The 21355-nt window shown below is 69.1% G+C and carries 21 protein-coding genes; 14 read left to right on the top strand and 7 right to left on the bottom strand.

Annotated elements, in window-relative coordinates:
- Positions 1-68: 68 nt before the first annotated feature.
- The 3 genes from ESP70_RS11845 to ESP70_RS11855 form a co-directional block, all read right to left on the bottom strand.
- Positions 69-1322: an extracellular solute-binding protein gene (locus ESP70_RS11845; RefSeq protein WP_149689451.1), complete on the bottom strand. Its 1254-nt coding sequence runs from the start codon at positions 1320-1322 to the stop codon at positions 69-71.
- A 66-nt stretch (positions 1323-1388) separates the two neighbouring features.
- Complete coding sequence (locus tag ESP70_RS11850) at positions 1389-2507, bottom strand: ROK family transcriptional regulator (protein ID WP_246162008.1); 1119 nt, start codon at positions 2505-2507, stop codon at positions 1389-1391.
- 124 nt (positions 2508-2631) lie between these two features.
- Positions 2632-3051: a MarR family winged helix-turn-helix transcriptional regulator gene (locus ESP70_RS11855; protein WP_149689452.1), complete on the bottom strand. Its 420-nt coding sequence runs from the start codon at positions 3049-3051 to the stop codon at positions 2632-2634.
- 76 nt (positions 3052-3127) lie between these two features.
- On the opposite strand from ESP70_RS11855, the gene ESP70_RS11860 reads away from it, so the two are divergent.
- The 8 genes from ESP70_RS11860 (at position 3128) to dusB (ending at position 11059) form a co-directional block, all read left to right on the top strand.
- On the top strand, positions 3128-4069 hold the full coding sequence (locus ESP70_RS11860; protein WP_149689453.1) for an NAD-dependent epimerase/dehydratase family protein: 942 nt from the start codon (positions 3128-3130) through the stop codon (positions 4067-4069).
- A gap of 121 nt (positions 4070-4190) precedes the next feature.
- The gene (locus tag ESP70_RS11865; protein WP_149689454.1) at positions 4191-5576 is read left to right on the top strand and encodes a glycine--tRNA ligase; all 1386 of its coding nucleotides are present in this window, start codon (positions 4191-4193) and stop codon (positions 5574-5576) included.
- A 25-nt stretch (positions 5577-5601) separates the two neighbouring features.
- Complete coding sequence (locus tag ESP70_RS11870; protein WP_149689455.1) at positions 5602-6186, top strand: hypothetical protein; 585 nt, start codon at positions 5602-5604, stop codon at positions 6184-6186.
- A gap of 150 nt (positions 6187-6336) precedes the next feature.
- Entirely contained in the window at positions 6337-7254 is a 918-nt protein-coding gene (locus tag ESP70_RS11875) for an ABC transporter ATP-binding protein (RefSeq protein WP_149689456.1), read from the top strand.
- Positions 7251-8030, top strand: coding sequence for an ABC transporter permease (locus tag ESP70_RS11880; RefSeq protein WP_149689457.1), 780 nt, complete (start codon positions 7251-7253; stop codon positions 8028-8030). The genes ESP70_RS11875 and ESP70_RS11880 overlap by 4 nt, the downstream gene beginning before the upstream one ends.
- Before the next feature lie 17 nt (positions 8031-8047).
- Complete coding sequence (locus ESP70_RS11885) at positions 8048-9160, top strand: sensor histidine kinase (RefSeq protein ID WP_246162009.1); 1113 nt, start codon at positions 8048-8050, stop codon at positions 9158-9160.
- Positions 9157-9771 (top strand): response regulator transcription factor, encoded by a 615-nt coding sequence (locus tag ESP70_RS11890; RefSeq protein ID WP_149689459.1) that lies wholly within the window; start codon positions 9157-9159, stop codon positions 9769-9771. Before ESP70_RS11885 ends, ESP70_RS11890 begins: the two co-directional genes overlap by 4 nt.
- A 136-nt stretch (positions 9772-9907) precedes the next feature.
- Positions 9908-11059 (top strand): tRNA dihydrouridine synthase DusB, encoded by a 1152-nt coding sequence (gene dusB / locus ESP70_RS11895; protein WP_223148707.1) that lies wholly within the window; start codon positions 9908-9910, stop codon positions 11057-11059.
- Here dusB and ESP70_RS11900 read toward each other — a convergent pair.
- From ESP70_RS11900 to ESP70_RS11915, 4 genes are read right to left on the bottom strand one after another with little or no spacing between them, the layout of a single operon-like run.
- Positions 11056-12369, bottom strand: coding sequence for a PH domain-containing protein (locus ESP70_RS11900; RefSeq protein ID WP_149689461.1), 1314 nt, complete (start codon positions 12367-12369; stop codon positions 11056-11058). The two genes, dusB and ESP70_RS11900, sit on opposite strands and share 4 nt — an antisense overlap.
- Positions 12353-12844: a PH domain-containing protein gene (locus ESP70_RS11905; protein ID WP_149689462.1), complete on the bottom strand. Its 492-nt coding sequence runs from the start codon at positions 12842-12844 to the stop codon at positions 12353-12355. The genes ESP70_RS11900 and ESP70_RS11905 overlap by 17 nt, the downstream gene beginning before the upstream one ends.
- A 57-nt stretch (positions 12845-12901) precedes the next feature.
- Positions 12902-14206 carry a PTS transporter subunit EIIC gene (locus ESP70_RS11910; protein ID WP_149689463.1) on the bottom strand — a complete coding sequence of 435 codons (1305 nt, stop codon included), beginning with the start codon at positions 14204-14206 and terminating at the stop codon, positions 12902-12904.
- Between the two features lie 37 nt (positions 14207-14243).
- The gene (locus tag ESP70_RS11915) at positions 14244-14969 is read right to left on the bottom strand and encodes a GntR family transcriptional regulator (protein WP_149689464.1); all 726 of its coding nucleotides are present in this window, start codon (positions 14967-14969) and stop codon (positions 14244-14246) included.
- Between the two features lie 115 nt (positions 14970-15084).
- On the opposite strand from ESP70_RS11915, the gene nagA reads away from it, so the two are divergent.
- The 6 genes from nagA (at position 15085) to ESP70_RS11945 (ending at position 21317) form a co-directional block, all read left to right on the top strand.
- Positions 15085-16284 carry an N-acetylglucosamine-6-phosphate deacetylase gene (gene nagA, locus ESP70_RS11920; protein ID WP_188110602.1) on the top strand — a complete coding sequence of 400 codons (1200 nt, stop codon included), beginning with the start codon at positions 15085-15087 and terminating at the stop codon, positions 16282-16284.
- Positions 16285-16295: 11 nt separating this feature from the next.
- On the top strand, positions 16296-16526 hold the full coding sequence (locus tag ESP70_RS11925; RefSeq protein ID WP_149689466.1) for a PTS sugar transporter subunit IIB: 231 nt from the start codon (positions 16296-16298) through the stop codon (positions 16524-16526).
- Positions 16523-16966, top strand: a complete 444-nt coding sequence (locus tag ESP70_RS11930) for a PTS sugar transporter subunit IIA (protein WP_149689467.1) — start codon at positions 16523-16525, stop codon at positions 16964-16966. The genes ESP70_RS11925 and ESP70_RS11930 overlap by 4 nt, the downstream gene beginning before the upstream one ends.
- 115 nt (positions 16967-17081) lie before the next feature.
- The gene (locus ESP70_RS11935) at positions 17082-17282 is read left to right on the top strand and encodes a hypothetical protein (RefSeq protein WP_149689468.1); all 201 of its coding nucleotides are present in this window, start codon (positions 17082-17084) and stop codon (positions 17280-17282) included.
- Between the two features lie 52 nt (positions 17283-17334).
- Positions 17335-20889 (top strand): chromosome segregation protein SMC, encoded by a 3555-nt coding sequence (gene smc, locus ESP70_RS11940; RefSeq protein ID WP_149689469.1) that lies wholly within the window; start codon positions 17335-17337, stop codon positions 20887-20889.
- Positions 20886-21317: an acyl-CoA thioesterase gene (locus ESP70_RS11945; protein WP_149689470.1), complete on the top strand. Its 432-nt coding sequence runs from the start codon at positions 20886-20888 to the stop codon at positions 21315-21317. Before smc ends, ESP70_RS11945 begins: the two co-directional genes overlap by 4 nt.
- Positions 21318-21355: the final 38 nt, after the last annotated feature.

Genomic DNA, 21355 nt, shown 5'->3' on the forward strand with positions numbered 1-21355 from the left:
CGCACCTTGAGCTTGTCGAAAGGTCCTTTCGACAAGCTCAAGGAACGGGTTGCTGAGTGCGGAGTGTCCTACTTGTTGAGTGCTGCGTTGAGCTTGTCGTCGGTGGCCTTGGCCGCCGCGGCGACGTCCCCGCCACTGGCGATCTTGCCGAAGAACTCCTCCATGATGCTGGCGCTCTCGACCGAGGCCCACTCCGGCGACGCCGGGGTCAGCTTGGAGTTGCTCGCCGCCGCAACGGCGGCCTTGGCGAACTCGTCGTCACCCATGAGGCCGGTGAACGTGTCGTTGGCCGGGCCCAGACCGTTCTTGGCCAGCTGCTGCTGGAACTCGTCGCTGTAGATCAGCTTGAGCAGGTCGAACGAGAGGTCCTGGTTCTTGGACTTGGCCGAGATGCCGAGGTTCGAGCCGCCGGCGAACACGGGTGCCGCGCCGCCCTCGGTGCCCGGGAGGGCGAAGCCCCCGAGATCGGCCGCCTTCTTCTTGTCGACGCTCCAGCGGGCCCAGCTCGGCGCCATGAACATCGCCGCTTCGCCGTTGTTGAACGCGGTCCACGGCTCGGCGTCCTTGCCGTCCTTGGGTGCCGTGGTCGCCTTCTCGTACAGACCCTGCAGCTCGGTCAGGCCCTTGACGCTCTCGGGCGATGACAGCGTGGCGACCCACTTGCCGTCCTCCTGCTTGGCGATGTCGCCGCCATTGGCGAAGATCCAGCTGATGCCGTTGCGCCAGTCCTGGCCCGGGAGCCAGAAGCCGGAGTACTTGTCGCCGCCGTCGGCCTTGAGCTTGACGGCCGCGTCGTTGAATCCCGCGAGGGTCGTCGGGATCTCGATGCCGGCGTCCTTGAACGCCTTCTTGCTGTAGAAGATGTAGCGCGAGCCCCAGTAGTAGGGGACGGCTGAGACCTTGCCGTCGTACGTACCGGCCTCGACGAAGCTCTTGGGGCCGATGTTGTCGCCGAGCTGGTCGAGCTTGTCCGTGAGGTCCGTGAACGCACCGACGCTCGTGAACGTCGCGGCCTGCGTGTTGCCGACCTCGACCACGTCGGGAGTCTTGTCGCTCTGGAGCGCGGTGTTGAGGCGGGGGATGAGCTCACCCCAGTCGATGTGCTGAACCTTGAGGTTCTTGCCCTTGTGCTGCGCGGCGAACTCCTTGACGAGCCAGTCCTCCACCTTCTTGGGGGTGTCCTCCTTGCCGGCGAGCCACAGGGTCACGGTGTCCGACCCGCCCTCGGCCTTGTCGCCGTCGCTGCTGCCACCACAGGCGGCCAGTGCGGTCAGGGCGACGGCAGATGCCGCCGCCACCGCCGCGATCTTGGTGAGCTTCATGGTTTGTCCTCTTTCGGGTCGTTCCTGGTCGTACGTTGCGAAGTTGGGTCGAGCACTGTCGGCAGGTCACACCACCCCTAGCTCGCGGTAGCGCACGAGCGCTGCCGCGCCCGTGAGCACGAGCTCGTCGTCCAGCGGGGCCAGTCGGATCTGGACACGCTGCGCGACGAAAGGAAGGGTCTGGTGGGCGAGCGCGCTGCGCACGGCGTCGAGCAGGGCGCCCTCGAGCAGCTCGGCGGGACCGTAGAGCACGACGTCGGCGATGCCGAGCGTCGTCACGACGGGAGTCAGCACCGAGGCGAGCCGCGTGCCGACCTCGGCACGGGCCGCGTCACTGTCGAGCTGACGCAGCGCGGGCGCGGCGAGGAACGTCTCGAGGCAGCCGCGGTTGCCGCAGGCGCACTGGCGACCGTCGGGATCGACCACGACGTGCCCGATCTCGCCGGCCGACTGCAGGGGGCCGGAGAGCGCGCGACCGTCGATCATGACGCCGCCGCCGACACCTTGGCCGACGGTCAGCAGCAGGAGGCCGCCGTCGTCACCGGCGCCGAACGCGCTCTCGGCGACCGCCGCGACGTTGGCATCGTTGCCGGCGTGCACCGGCAGGCCGATCGCCTTGGACAGCTCGCCGGTGAGGTCCAGGTCGGTCCAGCCGAGGTTGGGCGCCAGGACCACGGTGCCGGCGGCGTCGACGATGCCAGGGGTGCCGATGCCGACGCCGAGGATGCGACGGGTCGTGGCGGCCTGCAGGCGAATCGCGAGGTCGGAGATCACCGAGAGGTCGTCGCCGCGCACGAAGGGGACCTGCTCGCGGGCCAGGATGTGGCCGTCGAGGTCGACGACCCCGCCCGACAGCTGGCCGTCGGCCGACAGGTCGAGCGCGATCGTGACGGGGGCGTCCTCCGAGATGCCGACCAGCGTCGCGGGCTTGCCCATGTGGGTGCCGGGGCGGGTGCCGAGCTCGCTGACGAATCCTTCGTCGATCAGCTCGGCGACGAGGTCGGAGATCGTGACGCGAGTCAGGGACGTCTCGCGGGCGAGGTCGGCGCGGCTGCGGGCACCCTCGTCGACGAGCTGCTGCAGGATCAGCGCGCGGTGATGCCGACGGGTGTCCGCAGGGCGTACCTTGCCGACGGGTCGGCGGCCGGCGGTGCTGCGCGTACGGGCCTCGTTGATCTGGGTCACATAGTTAATAAAGCGTACTAACAAAGTCCGGGTCAAGGGATTCCGGTAACAAATGCGTGAATCCTTCGGTAGTCACGCTTGCGGAACGGACGCGGTGGCGAGGTTTGGTACCGCCGGGGACCAGCTACTGCTGCTCGCTCATCGCGTCGATGATCTTCTGCAGGGCGACTTCCAGCACTGCTCGTTCCTCGGCGGTGAGGTCCGCGGTCGCCCGCTCGGCCAGGAGCCGCCGTGCTTCCTGAATCGGGGTCTGGCAGGCCCGACCGTGGGCGGTCAGCCGAAGTCGTACGAGGCGGCCGTCGAGGGGATCAGGGATCCGCTCCAGGAGTCCGGCAGCCTCCATGCGGGTCGTCGTCTTGACGATCGTGGGCGGCGCGAGATGCAGTCGCCGGGCGAGCTCACCCGGCGTGAGCTCGTCCTCGTCCCAGAGCACCTCGAGGATCAGGTTCTGGCCGATCCTGACGCCATGTGGGCGCATGGCGTCGTCGGATGCCGTCGACACCAGCTTCTGCGCGCGGGTCAGGAGCCGGAGGACGTCAGCCATCTCGTCAGGATAGTCATTTGCCTGCTCATGAACCCGGGCTACCATTTCATTAGCAGGCTATCGATTGGGGACGTGGATGATCCTGGTGACGGGTGGGCTCGGATTCATCGGAGCGCACGTGTGCCGTGCGCTGCTCGACCTCGGCGAGTCGTGTGTTGCGGCACAGCGCTCCATGGCGGCGCCGCCCGCGTTCCTGATCGACGTGCCCGAGGACCGGCTTGTCCTCGACACGGTCGACTGTGTCGACGAGGCGAGCGTGCTGGCACTGGGTCGCCGCCATCGCATCACCGGGATCGTTCACCTCGCGTCGGCGCGACTGGGGCAGGGCGACCCGCTCGATGAGCTGGACCGCGCGACCGCCTCGACCCTGACGATGCTGCGAGCAGCACGCAAATGGGGGGCCCGGCGGATGGTGCAAGCCAGCACGATCGGCGTCTACGCCGGCGTCGACGAGCAGGTCTATCGCGAGGACGCGATGCTGCCCGTGTCGAGTCCGCGCGCCTTGCAGGCCAACAAGAAGATCGCGGAGATCCTCGCGCATGCGGTCTCCGGAACGTCCGGTCTGGACGTGGTGAGCGCGAGGATCGGTGCGGTTTGGGGTCCGTTGGGTCGTGAGCGGTCGCCCTTCTTCGGCCTGCCCCAGCTCGTGCACGGAGCCGTTCGGGCGTCGGCGATGGGTGAGTTCCTCCATGAGGACGACGGGATCGACGCGATCCACGTACGCGATTGCGCCCGCGCGATTGCTCTGCTGCAGGTGGCACCGCGCCTCAACCATCAGACGTACAACATCGGTCGCGGGGAGGTGACGACGAATCGCGACGTCGTCAACGCCCTGAGGAGCGTGACGGGTCGTGCGGCGGTGGAGCTGCTGCCAGGACGCAGTCCGCACCTGCCGCCAGCCGATACCCACATGGACGTCAGCCGGCTCAGCGCCGACACCGGCTTCAAGCCAGAGCTCGACCTTGAGCGAGGCATCCGCGCGTACGCCGATTGGCTCGCCGCCGGGCACGAGCGCTGAGGGCGGGCGGCGCCGAGCGTCAGTGCTGCGGCGACTAAAGTGAGTCGAACCCTCGGGCGTACGTCATCACGATGACGGACACAGGCCCGCCGACACCCAGCCGGATTGGAAACACCTCCCCATGGCATCGACCGTCGACAACGTCATCAGCCTCAGCAAGCGCCGCGGCTTCGTCTATCAGTGCGGGGAGATCTACGGCGGCACCAAGTCCGCCTGGGACTACGGCCCGTTGGGCGTCGAGCTCAAGGACAACATCAAGCGCCAGTGGTGGCGGTCAATGGTGCAGGGCCGCGACGACGTCGTCGGCCTCGACTCGTCGGTGATCCTGCCGACCGACGTCTGGAAGGCCTCCGGCCACCTCGCGGCATTCGTCGACCCGCTCGTCGAGTGCCGGCACTGCCACAACCGCTTCCGTCAGGACCACCTGCAGGAGTCGTACGCCGAGAAGAAGAGCCTCGACGACCCCGACACCGTCACGATGGACCTGATCGCATGTCCCAACTGCGGCACCCGCGGCGAGTGGACCGAGCCGCGCATGTTCAACGGCCTGCTCAAGACCTACCTCGGCCCGGTCGAGTCCGAGGAGGGCCTGCACTACCTGCGGCCTGAGACGGCACAGGGCATCTTCATCAACTTCGCGCAGGTCATGACCACGTCGCGCAAGAAGCCGCCCTTCGGCATCGGCCAGATCGGCAAGAGCTTCCGCAACGAGATCACGCCGGGCAACTTCATCTTCCGCACCCGCGAGTTCGAGCAGATGGAGATGGAATTCTTCGTCGAGCCCGGCACGGACGAGGAGTGGCACGAGACCTGGATCCAGACGCGCATGGACTGGTACACCGGCCTCGGCATCAACCCCGACAACCTCCGGCTCTACGAGCACGCGCAGGAGAAGCTCTCGCACTACTCCAAGCGCACGGTCGACATCGAGTACCGCTTCGAGTTCGCCGGTTCCACGTGGGGCGAGCTCGAGGGCATCGCCAACCGCACCGACTTCGACCTCAAGACGCACAGCGAGCACTCCGGCAAGGACCTGATCTACTTCGACCAGCCCAACAACGAGCGCTGGACGCCGTACGTCATCGAGCCCGCAGCCGGGGTCAACCGCTCGATGATGGCGTTCCTGATCGATGCGTACGTCGAGGAGCAGGTGCCCAACGCCAAGGGCGGCACGGACACGCGCACGCTCCTCAAGCTCGATCCGCGGCTCGCGCCGGTCAAGGCCGCCGTGCTGCCGCTGTCGCGCAACGAGGACCTGTCGCCCAAGGCGCGGGCCCTGGCTGCTGAGCTGCGGGGCTTCTGGAACGTCGACTTCGACGACGCGCAGGCCATCGGCAAGCGCTATCGCCGGCAGGACGAGATCGGCACGCCGTACTGCATCACGGTCGACTTCGAGACGCTCGACGACCAGGCGGTGACGATCCGCGAGCGCGACTCGATGACGCAGGAGCGCATCGCGCTCGACCAGGTGACGTCGTGGCTCGCGGCGCGTCTGCCGGGCTGCTGATCCACTCGTGGGCGACAATCGGCGCGTGAAGTCATTCAGGATCGTCGCGGCCGTGGCCGCCCTCGCGCTCGTCGCTGGTTGCGGGGGCTCGTCGGACGGCGGCAAGAAGTCCGACGCGGTGCCGGTGCCCAAGGGTTTCGAGGTGCCCAAGGGTGTCACGCTCACCAAGGGCGGCACGACGCTGACCGAGGACAAGCCGGCCAGCGTGGTCTACCAGGTCGGCGACAAGGCGGCCAGCGCGATCACGGTGACCGTCGCCTCGGTCCGCAAGGGCTCGATCAAGCGGGACTTCGCGTTCTTCTCCCTCGACGCCGCGTCCAAGGCGTCGTCGCCGTTCTATGTCGACCTGATCGTCAAGAACGAGGGTCCGGCCGGTCTCGGTGGCGCCGCGCTGCCGATCTTCGCCCACGACTCGAGCAACACGAACCTGCCGGCCAACCAGATCGTCGGCAACTTCAAGCCGTGCAAGAGCTCGACGCTGCCCAAGAGCTTCCTGCCGGGCGCGACGGCCAAGCTGTGCCTGGTCTACCTGGTGCCCAAGGGCAAGGCCTTGGTGTCGGTCGATCTGCAGACCGGCTCGACCAAGGACGCCATCACCTGGACTCCGTGAGCCTCGAAGCCTCCCTCGGCTCGGCGCCCCGCCGCGGCGGTCTCGGAGTCTTGCGATGAGTTCCAGAGCGAGCTTGTCGTGACACCTGTCATGGTCACGTCGTGACCTAACGATCAGGGCGCGGCTCTGCTACGGCACCACGATGAGGACATGAACTCATCCACTCCCGCCGTCAGCATCGACGGCGTCGTCAAGAGGTTCGGCTCGGTCACCGCGGTCGACGGCCTGAGTCTGCAGATCCAGCCGGGCGAGGTCGTCGCGTTCCTGGGCCCCAACGGCGCCGGCAAGACCACGACGGTCGACATGATCCTCGGTCTGTCCCAGCCCTCCGAGGGCTCGGTCCAGATCTTCGGCGGCGACGCACGTCAGGCGGTTGCCTTGGGCCGGGTCGCCGCTGTCATGCAGACCGGCGGACTGCTCAAGGACTTCACGGTTCGCGAGACCGTCGAGCTCACCGCCTCGCTGTTCATTCCTTCGCGCCCGGTCGACGAGGTCCTCGACCGTGCCGGCATCCTCGACATCGGCGACCGGCTCGTCGGCAAGGCATCCGGTGGTCAGCAGCAGCGCCTCCGGTTCGCCCTCGCGCTGCTGTCCGACCCCGACCTGCTGATCCTCGATGAGCCGACGACCGGCATGGACGTGCAGGGCCGGCGGGAGTTCTGGCACGCGATCCGCTCGGATGCCGCTGACGGCCGCACCACCGTGTTCGCGACCCACTACCTCGAAGAGGCCGACGCGTACGCCGATCGCATCGTCCTGGTCCGCAAGGGCAAGATCGTCGCCGACGGCACAGCCGCCGAGATCAAGGCGCTCTCTGCCGGACGTACGGTGCGGGCCACGCTCGATCAGGCCGACACCTCGGCACTTGCCCGGATCGCTGGAGTCGACTCGGTCGACGTCCGCGGGGACTCGGTCCTGATCCACGGGTCGGACAGTGACGAGATCGCTCGCTACCTCCTCAACCACACCCCTGCGCGCGACCTGGAGATCACATCGCGCAACCTCGAAGACGCCTTCATCGCCCTGACCGGCGACGACGCCCAGACCCCCGAAGGAGCACTCGCATGACCACCATGGCAACGACTCGCAGGATCCCGCCGCTCGGTGGGTTCTCGCCGACATTCCTCCGGCTTGAGTTCCGCCGCATGTTGCGAAACCGCCGCGCCGTGATCTTCACGTTGGTCATGCCGAGCGCGTTCTTCCTGCTGTTCGGCTCGGACGGCAAGTACAAGACCGAGTCGGCGGGGCACGGCAACGTCACGGCGTACGTCATGGTCAGCATGGCCGTCTACGGCGCGATGATCGCCACCACGAGCGGCGGCGCCATGGTCGCGACCGAACGTGCTCTCGGTTGGAGCCGGCAGCTGCGACTGACGCCGTTGCAACCGGTGGCCTACGTCGCGGTCAAGGTCGCCGTCGCGATGACGATGGGGCTGGCGGCGATCGTCGCTGTCTTCGTCGTCGGCAACCTGGAAGGTGCCGAGCTCTCGTTCGGGCGGCTGCTCCTGTGCGGTGTGCTGGGCTGGTCGTGCACCTTGGTGTTCGCGGCGTTCGGTCTCTTCATGGGCTACCTCCTGCCGAGTGAGAACGTCATGCAGCTGCTCGGACCGTCGCTTGCCCTGCTCTCGTTCGCAGGTGGACTGTTCGTGCCGCTCGATCAGATGAGCGACGTGTTCGCCAACATCGCGAAGTTCACGCCGGCGTACGGGGTGGGCGTGATCGCCCGGTGGCCCATGGAGCACGACGGCAACCTGGGACTCGCGGTCGTCAACGTCGTCCTGTGGGTTGCCGTGTTCGTGGGCGGCGCGGCGTGGCGGATGAGCAAGGACACGAAGCGCGTCTGATGTCTACTCTTGGCTCCGTGAGCTTCGCCCGATTCGACCCGCAGAGCGACCCTGCGGATCGCGCGAGGTTCGGGCGGCTCCTCGGGGCCGGCATCTGGTTGTTCTTCCTCGGCAACCCGCTCGGTGCCCTGCTCAGGAACGACGATCTCGCCGCACGCTATGGCGGGGTGGCCGCGCTCGCCGTGTTCGTGGTGGTCTACCTGCACGGTCTCAGCCGGATCCCCCAGTTCCACCTCCGCCGGCAGGTGCCGCTGGCATGGGCCTACATCGCGATCCTGCTGACGTGCTTCGGCATCGTCGTCCCGGGCGCCGGCGACCAGTCGATGACCTGTCTCGTGTTCATCGCGGCTCTGGCCGTGGCCGTGCTCCCGAAGTGGCACGCCGGCGCGGTCGTGGTGATGCTGTTCGGCGGCATCACCGCAGCCGGTTACCTGGTGGACGGTTGGTCGGCGCACGGCAACAACTTCGCGGTGCTCCTCGCCGCGGCGGCGGTCTGGTCGTTCCGCCTGGCGTGGCAGCGGCAGGCCAAGCTCATGGCCGCGGAGCGGGACTTGTCCGAGCTCGCGGTCGAGGAGGAGCGGGCGCGGATCGCCCGGGACCTGCACGACATCCTCGGCCACTCGCTGACCGTCATCTCGGTCAAGGCCGAGCTCGCCGAGCGGCTGTTCGACGACGACCCGGTGCGGGCGCGGGCCGAGCTGCAGGATCTGCAGCGGCTGTCCCGAGACGCACTGGCGGACGTACGCTCGACCGCCCAGGGCATCCGCGGGATCTCGCTGCCCGGTGAGATCGCGTCGGCTCGCATGGCTCTGGAGTCAGCCGGCATCGAGCCCTCGTTGCCGACGGTGGCCGACGATGTGCCCTCGAGATGGCGCGAGCTGTTCGCCTGGACTCTGCGCGAGGGCGTCACCAACGTCATCCGCCACAGCCAGGCGACGAGGTGCGAGGTGGAGCTCGACCCTGCCCACATACGCGTCAGCGACGACGGCCGCGGCCCGTGCCCGGACGACGGCAGCGGCAACGGGCTCGAAGGGCTCCGCCAGCGAGCCCGGCTCGCGGGCGCGACCGTCACCACGAGCCCCGGCCCGGGTGACCGAGGCTTCTCCCTGACAGTGTCGGTGCCGGCATGATCCGGTTGCTGATCGCCGACGACCAGGCGCTCGTCCGCGGTGCCCTGGCGGCGCTGCTGCAGCTCGAGGACGATCTCGAAGTCGTGGCGGAGGTGGCTCGCGGCGACGAGGTCGTCGACGCCGCCCGTGAGTCCAAGCCCGACGTCGCCCTGCTCGACGTCGAGATGCCTGGCATCGATGGTCTGGCCGCCGCTCGGCTGCTGCGCGACGCGGTGCCGACGTGCCGTGTGCTGATGGTCACGACGTTCGGGCGGCCCGGCTACCTCAAGCAGGCGATGGCGGCCGGTGCGAGCGGGTTCGTCGTCAAGGACACCCCTGCGCGGCAGCTCGCCGACGCCGTCCGGCGCGTGCACAGCGGACTGCGGGTCGTCGATCCAACCCTGGCCGCCGAGTCGCTGACGCAGGGCGACTCGCCGCTGACCGATCGGGAGGCGGACGTGCTGCAGGCGGCTCGCAGCGGCGGCACGGTCGCTGCGATCGCCGCGACGCTGTTCCTGTCGGAGGGCACGGTGCGCAACCACCTCTCCAGTGCGATCGGCAAGACCGGCGCCCGCACCCGGGCCGAAGCCGTACGTGTCGCCGTCGACAACGGCTGGCTCCTGCCGCACTGACTCTTGGGCGGTGACCTGGTCGCCCATCACCCCAAGGGGCGGTGGGCGAGTCGCCTGTCGATGCGCCTGATGGGCGACCAAGTCACCGCTCCCGCGACTGATGGGCGACCACGTCACCGCCCCATGGCCTGAGACAATGGGTGACATGTCCACCGCCACGCTGCCGCGCACGCTCCGGCTCGGAGACCTCGAGGTCCCCAACCCGGTCGTGCTCGCCCCGATGGCGGGTGTGACGAATGCGGCGTTCCGCCAGCTCTGCGCCGAGCAGGGGGCCGGCCTGTACGTCTGCGAGATGATCACGTCGCGCGGCATCGTCGAGGGTGACAAGACGAGCCTGTCGATGCTGACGTTCGCCGCCAACGAGACATTCCGATCCGTGCAGCTCTACGGCGTCGACCCGCAGACCATCGGGCGCGCCGTCGAGATCTTGTGCGGCGACCACGGCGTCGACCACGTCGACCTCAACTTCGGTTGCCCGGTGCCCAAGGTCACCCGCAAGGGCGGGGGAGCGGCGCTGCCGTGGAAGGACACGCTCCTCGGCGAGATCCTGCAGGCGTCGGTCAAGGCCGCGAGCCCTTACGGCGTACCGGTCACGATGAAGACCCGCAAGGGCATCGACGACGACCACCTGACCTACCTCGACGCCGGCCGCATCGCGCAGGACACCGGCTGCGCCGCGATCGCGCTGCACGGCCGCACGGCGGTGCAGCACTACTCCGGCCGCGCCGACTGGGACTCGATCGCCGAGCTCAAGGCCGCGGTCGACATCCCGGTGCTCGGCAACGGCGACATCTGGGAGGCCGCCGACGCGATCCGCATGGTCGAGGAGACCGGCTGCGATGGTGTCGTCGTCGGTCGCGGCTGCCTCGGCCGGCCATGGTTGTTCCGCGACCTCGCCGCCGCGTTCGCCGGCGAGCAGGTCGTCGAGCTGCCGCGTCTCGATGAGGTGGCGGCCGTCATGCGCCGGCACGCCGAGCTGCTGGGCGACCTGATGGGGGAGGAGCGCGGCTGCATCGAGTTTCGCAAGCACATCGCTTGGTACCTCAAGGGCTTCGCCGCCGGCAAGGACGTCCGCAGCCGGCTCGGCATGGTGTCGTCGTACGCCAACCTCGACGAGCTCCTCGGCCGACTCGACCCGACCGAGCCCTACCCGCTCGACGAGCTCGGCACCCCGCGGGGACGTCAGGGCACCCCCAAGAAGGTGTCGGTCCCCGATGGCTGGCTCGACTCCCGTGACATGGACGCGCCGATCGACCCCGACGCCGAGGACGGCACCTCCGGCGGCTAGCCCCTTGCGGCGCGGGCACGGGCCAGCTGGGCCAGCACGACGGCTCGAGCCTCGTCGGCGTCGAGGTTGCGGCCGTCGGCATCGACCGGTCCTTGCGGCGTGTGAACCTCGACGGTCGCGAGTCGCCGCCGGCGTTGCAGCGGACCCTGGCGCAGCTCGACGGACTGGGTCTTGTGGTGCGGCACGATGCTGGTCGTGCGCTCGATCCAACCCTCGCGGGCGACGAACGTACGCTCGTTGGCGCCGACCCAGCGGTAGCGCCAGCCGATCGGGGCGAAGGCGCGAGAGCGTCGGGGTGCAGCCGTGCGGGGGACGTCAGTGGCGAATCCGGGGATCAGCTCCGCGATCACGGCGTCCGCGAGAGCCCGGTCCGCGATCGGCAGCAGGATCGACGACGAGTCGACGCCTTCGTCATCCCCGTGTGAGGCATAGCCCGCGACGTCGACCTCGAGCCGCAGCCAGCCGAACCTGCGCCAGACGAACGGTTCCTTGATCGCGATGCCCTGCACGCGTGCGTACGGGATCGTCTGGGAGGTTCGCGACAGCAGCCCGCGCTCGATCCGCAGGCCACGGTCCCCGCGCGAGAGCGTGAAGTCCCACTGCTGCAGGATCCGCTTGGCGATGATCTGCGCGAGCCACGTGCCGAGCGGGATGATGCCGCCGAGAGCGACGACGAACTGGCCGAACCAGATCGCACCCACGATCAGGGCGATCGAGCCGACAGCGGCGAACAGGAAGTCCAGCGACAGCACCGTGCCGATCATGACGCGCTCGGGCGACACGACCGTGATGATGCTGCGTTGCTCGTCGGCCGGGGCGTCGTCGGGCGACGTGCCGTGAGCTCGCGCGAGCAGCACCCGGCGCAGGTCGCGCGCATCGGCAAGGCTGAGGAACCGCAGTGACGTCCGTGAGTCCTTGCCACCGGCCATCTCGATGCGCAGCTCGGCGAGGCCGAAGATCCGGGCGACGAGCGGCTCCGCGATGTCGACGGACTGGATGCGCTCGTACGGGATGCGGCGCGACGCCTTGGTGATGATGCCGCTGTTGATCCGCAGCTCGGTGCCGTCGATGACGTACCGCGTGAACCGCCAGGTCAGGAAGCCGAAGCCCATGCCGAGGACCAGTCCGCCCACCAGGGAGATCGCGAGGCTGAGCAGGGCGTTCATGTCCCCCCAGCCGTCGCCGGTGAAGATCGAGCTGATCAGGCCAACGGATGCTGCGGCGGCCCAGAGCGCGCCCTGCACGACCGACGTCAGGGGATGCGTACGAAGGCCGACCGCCTCGGTGGCGACGTCAGACCCCGGCACCATGAGCCTCACCGAGCTCGGTCAGCCGGTTGCGCAGTCGCGTCGCCTCAGCTGCCGGCAGTCCCGGTATGTCGGCGGCCGTCTCCGGGCTCGCGGTGTGCAGCGTGACGGTGGCGACGCCGTACGCCCGAGCGAGGGGCCCGGCCTCGACGTCGACGAACTGCATGCGGCCGTACGGGATCGCGACGAGTCGCTTGAACATGACGCCCCGCGTCACCAGCAGGTCGTCGGCGTTCTCGGCATAGCCCCAGCTGCGCTGGTTGCGCCCGGCCCACAGCCAGCCCCAGACCGCACCGGCGAGGGCGAGCACGATCAGCACGCCCCCGATCCACTGGAGGCCGGCCAGCAGGAGCAACAGCAGCACGCCGGCGACCACGAGCAGAGCCGAGGGGATCAGGATCAGGATGCGGCGGATCGTCGCCAGCTTGGGCGAGACGCGCTGCCAGGTGCCTGACGGGGGAGTGAAGAGGTCATCCACATCGCGACCCTACGCGGAGCGCCCGCCGTGCGCGTGCACGGCGGGCGCTCCGGTCGGTCAGGGCGTCGGTGGTGCCGAGGTGCTCGGCGCGGGTGACGCGGCGGAGGTCGCCGGCCGATCCATCGGCTGGTCGATGAGGCCCTCCATCGACGAGTTGTCACCGTCGTCGTCCCGGCCGGGTGTTCGCAGGTTCCACTTGCGGATCACGAACCGGAACAAGAAGTAGTAGATCACCGCATAGCCGAGCCCGATCAGGATCAGCAGCCCGGGTTTGGTCGCGATGTTCCAGTTGAGCACGAAGTCGAACAGGCCGGCGGAGAACCCGAACCCGTCGTGGATGTCCAACGCGTTGGTGAGGGCGATCGACGTACCCGTCAAGATCGCGTGGATGACGTACAACGGCCAGGCCACGAACATGAACGAGAACTCCAGCGGCTCGGTCACACCAGTGAGGAAGCTGGTCAGCGCTGCACTGATCATGATGCCGCCGACGGCCTTCTTCTGGGCCGGCTTGGCCTCCTGCCAGATCGCCAGGGCGGCGGCCGGCAGGGCGAACATCATGATGGGGAAGAAGCCCGTCATGAACGATCCGGCTTCGGGGTCACCGGCGAGGAAGCGGTAGATGTCACCGTGGCTGACCGCTCCGGTCGCATCCTTGTAGTCGCCGAACAGGAACCACGGCCCCGAGTTGAGGATGTGGTGCAGGCCGAGCGGGATCAGCAGGCGGTTGAGCGTGCCATAGACGAACCCACCGATCACGTCGTTGTCGGCGATCCAGTCCGAGACGTTCTTGAGCCCCTCGTTGAACGCGGGGTAGACCAGGCTGAACAGCACCGAGATGATGATCGCGGCGACGGCAGTGATCATCGGCACGAAGCGGCGACCCCCGAAGAACGCCAGGTAGTCCGGCAGCTTGATCCGGTAGTAGCGCTGCCACAGCAAGGCCGTGACGATGCCCATGACGATGCCGCCCAGGACGCCGTAGTTGACGAGCTCCTGGGTGCCGCCCTTGGGAGGCGCATCGAGGACGAACGGCGAGACGGCGTCCCCGACGCCCTTGAACACGAGGTAGCCGACCACGGCCGCGAGCGCGGTCGAGCCGTCGGCCTTCGTGGCGAGGCCGATCGCCACGCCGACAGCGAAGAGCAGCGGCAGGTTGGCGAACAGCGCGTTGCCGGCTGCCCCGACCACGGCGGCGACCTTGACCCAACCCCAACCGTCGGCGCCGAGCAGGTCAGGCTGGCCGAGGCGGAGCAGCAGTGCAGCGGCCGGCAGGGCAGCGATCGGCAGCATGAGGCTGCGGCCGAACTTCTGAAGGGGGGCGAGGTTGAAGCCTCGGCGCCCAGTGGAAATGGCAGTCATCTTTCAGTGTCCCCTCGGTGGTGGTGGTGCTTCGGACTCAACGTGCTGACGGGCCCCGTTGGAGGCTCATCGACAACTGGTAGCGATCGCCGCGATAGCGGCTGATGGTCTGCTCGACGGGGCCCTCGTGGGAGGAACCGACGCGGTCGAAGACCATGACCGGTGCGGTCTCGCCGACCTCGAGCAGGTGCGCGTACGTGTGGCCGGCCTGCTCGGCCCAGGTGGTCTGGTGGGCGTCGGTGATCACGACGCCGTACGTCGCCTCGAGGATCGCGTAGATCGAGCCGCTCAGGTCCTCGTCGCCCAGTGCGGGGACGATCGCCTCGGGATACCAGCTGACCTCGTGCGCCATGGGCTCGTCGTCGGCCAGTCGCAGGCGCTCGATCTCCCACACGGAGTCGCCCGGGCTGATGCCGAGGGCTTTCGCGGTCGCCTCGCCGGCCTCGACCACGGCGGCGGAGAGCACCTCGGTGCTGGGCCGGTGGCCGCGCTGCCGCATGTCCTGGGTGAACGACGCGAGGTGCAGGTTGCTCTCGACGCGCGGACGGGTCACGACGGTGCCGCGACCCGGCACGGTCGTCAGCCGACCCTCGTTGACGAGGCTGCTGATCGCGGCTCGCACCGTGGCACGGCTGACGTCGTAGCGCGTCGTGAGATCGCGCTCGGACGGGATCATCGCACCGGGCTGCAGCTCATCCTCGATCGTCTTCAGGAGCGCAGCGCGGAGCTGCACGTGCTTCGGCAGCAGGCTGTCGTTCAGCATGCGCAACTCCCTCGACGAGTGTCCGAACCGCTGGTACGATCCGGTACGTACCAGTGAGGATGGATGGATATCGCCCGGTATGTCAACCCCTAGTCAGACGAATCGAGGTTCGACGGTGACGACGCTCGTACACGCACAGCGACTCGTCGGCCTGCTCGACGACGAGTCCGGCGAGGGCTGGATCGAGATCGACGGCGAACGGATCGCCGATGCCGGCCGCGGTGCTCCATCCCGTACGCCCGACGTCGTGCTCGACGAGGGGATCCTCGCCCCCGGCCTGATCGACGCGCAGATCAACGGCGCCTTCTCGGTCGACTTCGCGGACGCCGACGCTGACGAGGTCCGCGACGTCGCGGTGCGCATGCTGTCGACCGGCGTCACGGCGATGGTGCCGACGTTCATCACCGCGACGGTCGACCAGCTCGTCGAGCAGGTGACCCGCTACGAAGGGGCCCGCGAGACCAGCAACGCGGTCGGCGTGGCAACCCGCCTCCTCCCGGCACACGTCGAAGGCCCGTTCCTGTCACCCCGGCGTCGCGGGGCTCACCGCGAAGCGCTGCTCGTGGATCCCACGCCCGAACGCATCGCCCCGCTGCTCGAGCTTCACGACGCGATCTCGTACGTCACGATGGCGCCCGAGCGCGACGGTGCCCTCCAGGCGATCGCGGACTTCGTCGCCGCCGGCATCCGGGTCGCCGTCGGGCACAGCGACGCCACCGATGACCAGGTCCGGGCCGCGGCAGACGCCGGCGCCACCCTCGTGACGCATCTCTACAACGCGCAGAGCCCGTTCCACCACCGTGCGCCCGGCGTCGTCGGCGCCGCGCTCACCGACCCGCGGTTGACGGTGGGTGTGATCGTCGACGGCCACCACGTCGAACCGGCAGCAGTACGTCTGGCATTCGCGGCGGCAGCCGGGCGGGTCATGCTCGTGACCGACGCCGTGGCGGCGCTCGGCATGCCCCCGGGCGTCTACGAGCTCGGCGGCGACCAGCTCGAGGTCATCGCGGGCAGCCCGCCGCTGCGCGCCGACGGCACGATCGCCGGCGCGGACGAGCCGCTCGACGCCAACCTCGGCCACGCCGTCGACTCCGGCATCGCGCTGGTCGACGCGATCCGGGCGGCGACGCGCACGCCCGCCGATGCGCTCGGACTCACCGATCTCGGCCGACTCGAGCCGGGAGCGCGCGCGGACCTCGTGCTCCTGGGTGACGACCTGCGGGCCCGGGTGACGTGGCTCGGCGGAGCACGCGTCTGGTCAGATGACACGATCCACGAAGGACCGGACGCCACCGTGGCGTCCGGGCAGCTCTAGGAGGGTTTTCCATGGTCACAGCCGAAGAGATCGTCGCCGGACTCGGCGGTCGCGACAACATCGTCGAGATCGAGCCGTGCATCACCCGGCTGCGCACCGAGGTCGAGGACGCGTCGCTCGTCGACGAGGCCGCGCTCAAGGCCGCCGGCGCGTACGGCGTGGTCGTCTCGGGCAACGTCGTGCAGGTCGTCGTCGGCCCGGTCGCCGACACGCTGGCGAGCGACATCGAGGACCTCGATTGACCACGGTCTCAGCACCGGTCGCGGGGACCGTCATCGCGCTGGCGGACGTGCCTGATCCGGTGTTCGCACAGCAGATCGTCGGCTCGGGCATCGCGATCGATCCCGAACGAGCCGAGTCGACCGTCGTGGCTCCTGCTGACGGGCGCCTGCTCAAGCTGCACCCCCATGCGTTCGTGCTCCTCACCACGGACGGCAAGGGCTTGCTCGTGCACCTCGGCATCGACACGGTCCAGCTCGAGGGCGACGGGTTCGAGCTGCTCGTCACCGAGGGCGACGAGGTGACGGCCGGTACGCCGATCGTGCGCTGGAATCCCGCGGAGATCGAGGCCGGTGGACGCTCGCCCGTCGTGCCGGTCGTCGTGATGGACTCGGCTCCTGACACCGTCCAGGCGGCCGCCACCGGGGCCGTACGCGTGGGCGAGGAGATCTTCACTGTCTGAGGGCTGTGAACGGGTGCCTCGAAGTTGACCCGAATGGGCTGCGGTGGGAGACTGGCAGACGCAGATCAGCCTTATCTGCCCCTTCCCCTCAGTTCCATTTCCGCGGAGATTCTTCATGGCCAAAGCACTCATCGGCTACCTCGGAGGTCCCACCTCCGATCAGCTGCGCGAAACCGCCGCACTCCACCGTCGCATCGCCGACCTCGAGGCCGAGATCATGCGCCTCAAGGTCGAGAACGACGGACTGCTCCGGACCATCCGTGAGCGTGTCGACAACGTGACCGCCGGCGACTTGATGGAGCCTGCCGCTCACTGAAGTCCCAGCGGTCTAGTCTGACCCCAACCGTTCGTCGTCGTAGGAGTCAGCGTTGTACCTCAAGAGCCTCACGTTGCGTGGGTTCAAGTCCTTTGCGTCCTCGACGACCCTCCAGCTCGAGCCGGGCATCACGTGCGTCGTGGGCCCCAACGGTTCAGGCAAGTCCAACGTCGTCGACGCCCTGTCGTGGGTCATGGGCGAGCAGGGTGCCAAGTCGCTGCGCGGCGGCAAGATGGAGGACGTCATCTTCGCCGGCACGTCCGGCCGTCCGCCCTTGGGTCGCGCTGAGGTCGTCCTCACGATCGACAACACCGACGGCGCTCTCCCGATCGAGTACACCGAGGTCACGATCTCGCGGACGATGTTCCGCAACGGCGGCTCCGAGTACGCCATCAACGGCAACACCTGCCGACTCCTCGACGTCCAGGAGCTGTTGAGCGACTCCGGCATCGGCCGCGAGATGCACGTCATCGTCGGCCAGGGCCAGCTCGACGGCGTCCTGCGTGCCACGCCCGAGGAGCGTCGCGGCTTCATCGAGGAGGCCGCTGGTGTCCTCAAGCACCGCAAGCGCAAGGAGAAGGCGCTCCGCAAGCTCGACGCGACGCAGGGCAACCTGACGCGCCTCAACGACGTGCTGACCGAGCTGCGCCGTCAGCTCAAGCCGCTGGGCCGGCAGGCCGAGGTGGCCCGGCGCGCCGCCGTGATCCAGGCCGAGGTCCGCGATGCGCGAGCACGCATCCTGGCCGACGACATCGTCAGTGCCCGCTCGGTCATCGCTGAGGAGCTCGCCGACGAGACGGCGCTCAAGGAGCGCCGCCAGGCGGTCGAGCAGGCGATCGCCGCCGCGCGCGAGCAGGAGACCGAGCTGGAGGACCAACTCCGTGAGGACTCGCCGCGGCTGTCCGCGGCCCAGGAGACCTGGTACAGCCTCTCGGGCCTGCGCGAACGCATCCGCGGCACGGCCGGGCTCGCCAACGAACGCGTACGCCTGGCCGCCGTCGAGGCCGAGGACCAGCGGGTCGGGCGGGAGCCCGAGGAGCTCGAAGCAGACGCCCGCCGGGCTCAAGAACAGCTCGAACAGCTCAGTGCCGGCGTGACCCAGGCGACCGAGTCGCTCGAGGCCGTCATCGCTGAGCGCAACGAGGCGGAGACCGCCTACACCGCCGAGGAGCGTCGGGTCGCCGGCCTGCTGCGTGCCGCCGCCGACCAGCGCGAAGGCCTCGCGCGGCTCCACGGCCAGGTCAACGCGCTCAAGAGCCGCGCGACGGCCGCCGGCGAGGAGATCGGCCGGCTCACCGCCGCGCGCGAGGAGGCCGAGAACCGGGCGGTCGAGGCGCACCGTGAGTTCACCAACCTCGAGAACCAGATCGCCGGGCTCAACGCGGGGGAGTCCGGGCTCGACGAGGAGCTCGAGACGGCCGAGGACGCGCTCGCCGAGATCACCGAGCACCTCGCGTCGCTGAGCGCGCAGTCGCAGGAGGCGGAGCGCCAGCAGGCCGCGTTCGCCGCCCGCAAGGAGGCCCTCGAGCTGGGCCTGGCCCGCAAGGACGGCGCCGGAGCGCTGCTCGCCGCGACCGACGAGATCAGCGGTCTGCTGGGCTCGGTCGCCGCACTGTTGACCGTACGCGCTGGGTTCGAGACCGCGATCGCCTCGGCCCTCGGCTCGGCCGCCGACGCGGTCGCCGTCGACCACCTTGACACCGCCGTGTCGGCGATGGAGAAGCTCAAGTCCGAGGACCTCGGCCGCGCCGGCATGCTGCTGGGTGGCGGCGAGGTCGACGACTCGACGTGGCCCGGGCTGCCCGACTTCGCGACGTACGCGATCGACACCGTCGACGGGCCGGCGCCGCTGCAGGGGGCGCTGCGCCGCCTGCTGTTCAAGGTCGCCGTGGTCGACAGCCTCGAGCAGGCACAGGAGCTGATCCGGCACGCGCCCGACGTCACCGCGGTGACGCACGACGGCGATGTCCTCGGCGCCCACTTCGCCGCCGGCGGATCGACGTCCAAGCAGAGCCTGATCGAGGTCCAGGCCGCGATCTCGCAGGCCGAGAGCGACCTCGAGCGCGCCCGCCACACGCTCGAGCGGCTGCGCTTCGAGCACGAGGCGGCCGATGCCAAGCGCGTCGTCGCCCAGGAGCGCGTCGATGCGGCCCTCGGTCGGCTGCACGAGTCCGACGCCACGATGGCCGCCGTCGCGGAGAACCTCGGCCATCTCGGTGCCACCGCCCGCGCCGCACGAGGCGAGGCCGACCGCCTCGCTGCCGCGATCGCCAAGGCTGAGGAGTCGCAGGCCGGTGACCTGTCCGGCCTCGCGGAGCTCGAGGACCGACTGGCCCAGGCCGAGGCTGCGCCAGAGGAGGAGCCCGACACCGCGCTGCTCGAGGAGCTGGCCGACAAGGCTTCAGGCGCCCGCCGTGCCGAGACCGACGCCCGCCTCGCCCTGCGTACCAACGAGGAACGCGCGAGGGCGCTCGAGGGGCAGGTCACGGCCCTGTTCGAGGCCGCCGAGGCCGAGCGTGAAGCCCGCGTCAAGGCCAAGGAGCGGCGTGAACGCCAGCTGCGTGAGGCCGAGACGGCCAAGGCCGTGATCCTCGCGAGCGACCAGGTGCTGGCCCGGCTCGAGCAGTCGATCGCCCAGGCCGCCGCACTGCGCGCCGAGATCGAGGCGTCCCGCACCGGCCGCGAAGAGACCCTGCGCACCGTGCGCGTGCAGCTCCGTGAGCAGATCGCCGAGCTCGACGGGCTGACCGACTCGGTGCACAAGGACGAGATGGCGCGCGCCGAGATGCGACTGCGCCTCGAAGGGCTCGAAGGTCGCGCGCTCGACGAGCTGGGGCTCGAGGTCGACACCCTGGTCGCCGACTACGGCCCCGACCAGCTCGTCCCGCCGATCACGGTCGAGGGCGAGGACGACTCGTTGCCGGCGGAGCCGGTCCCGTACGAGCGCGAGGCCCAGGTCAAGCGGCTGCGCAACGCCGAGCGGTCGATGGCGATGCTCGGCAAGGTCAACCCGCTCGCCCTCGAGGAGTTCACGGCGCTCGAGGAGCGGCACCAGTTCCTGTCCGAGCAGCTCGACGACCTGCGTAAGACCCGGCAGGACCTGCTCGAGATCGTCGAGGAGGTTGACGCCAAGGTCGAGCAGGTCTTCACCGAGGCCTGGTACGACGTCGAACGCGAGTTCCAGGACGTGTTCTCCCGCCTCTTCCCGGGCGGCGAGGGATCACTGATCCTCACCGACCCGCAGAACATGCTGACGACCGGCATCGACGTCGAGGCCCGCCCCCCGGGCAAGAAGGTCAAGCGGCTGTCGCTGCTGTCCGGTGGCGAGCGGTCGCTGGTCGCGGTCGCGTTCCTCGTCGCGCTGTTCAAGGCCCGGCCGAGCCCGTTCTACATCCTCGACGAGGTCGAGGCGGCGCTCGACGACGCCAACCTCGGCCGGCTGCTCGACCTCTACGAAGAGCTGCGCGCCAACTCCCAGCTCATCGTCATCACGCACCAGAAGCGCACGATGGAGGTCGCCGACGCGCTCTACGGTGTCTCGATGCGCGGCGACGGCGTCTCGGCGGTCATCAGCCAGCGCCTGCGCGAGGAAGAAACCGCCTCTTGAGCCAGCCGCGGCTGCGTACGGACTTCGGGGTCCTGCGCACGATCACGACGCGGTGGGCCGACGAGGACGTCTACGGCCACGTCAACAACGTCGTCTACTACTCGTTCTTCGACACCGCGGTCAACGGCTTCCTGATCGATGCGACCGGCACCGACATCCGCAGGCTCGACGCGGTCGGGCTCGTTGCGGAGACGCAGTGCGAGTTCCTGCGCGAGCTGGGCTTCCCCGGCGACGTGCAGGCGGGCCTCGCGGTGACCAAGCTCGGCACGTCGAGCATCGTCTATCGCATCGGCCTGTTCCAGGGCGACACCGACGAGCCCGCGGCGATCGGCCGATTCGTCCACGTCTACGTCGACGCCACGACCCGCCAGGTCACGCCGATCCCCGAGTCGATCCGCGCCGCGGTCTCACCGCTCGTCATCCCCTGACCCCACGGGCGGTGGATTTTCCACCGAAAGGTCGCAGC

It is taken from the genome of Aeromicrobium ginsengisoli, assembly GCF_004134905.2.
Classification (GTDB): Bacteria; Actinomycetota; Actinomycetes; order Propionibacteriales; family Nocardioidaceae; genus Aeromicrobium; species Aeromicrobium ginsengisoli.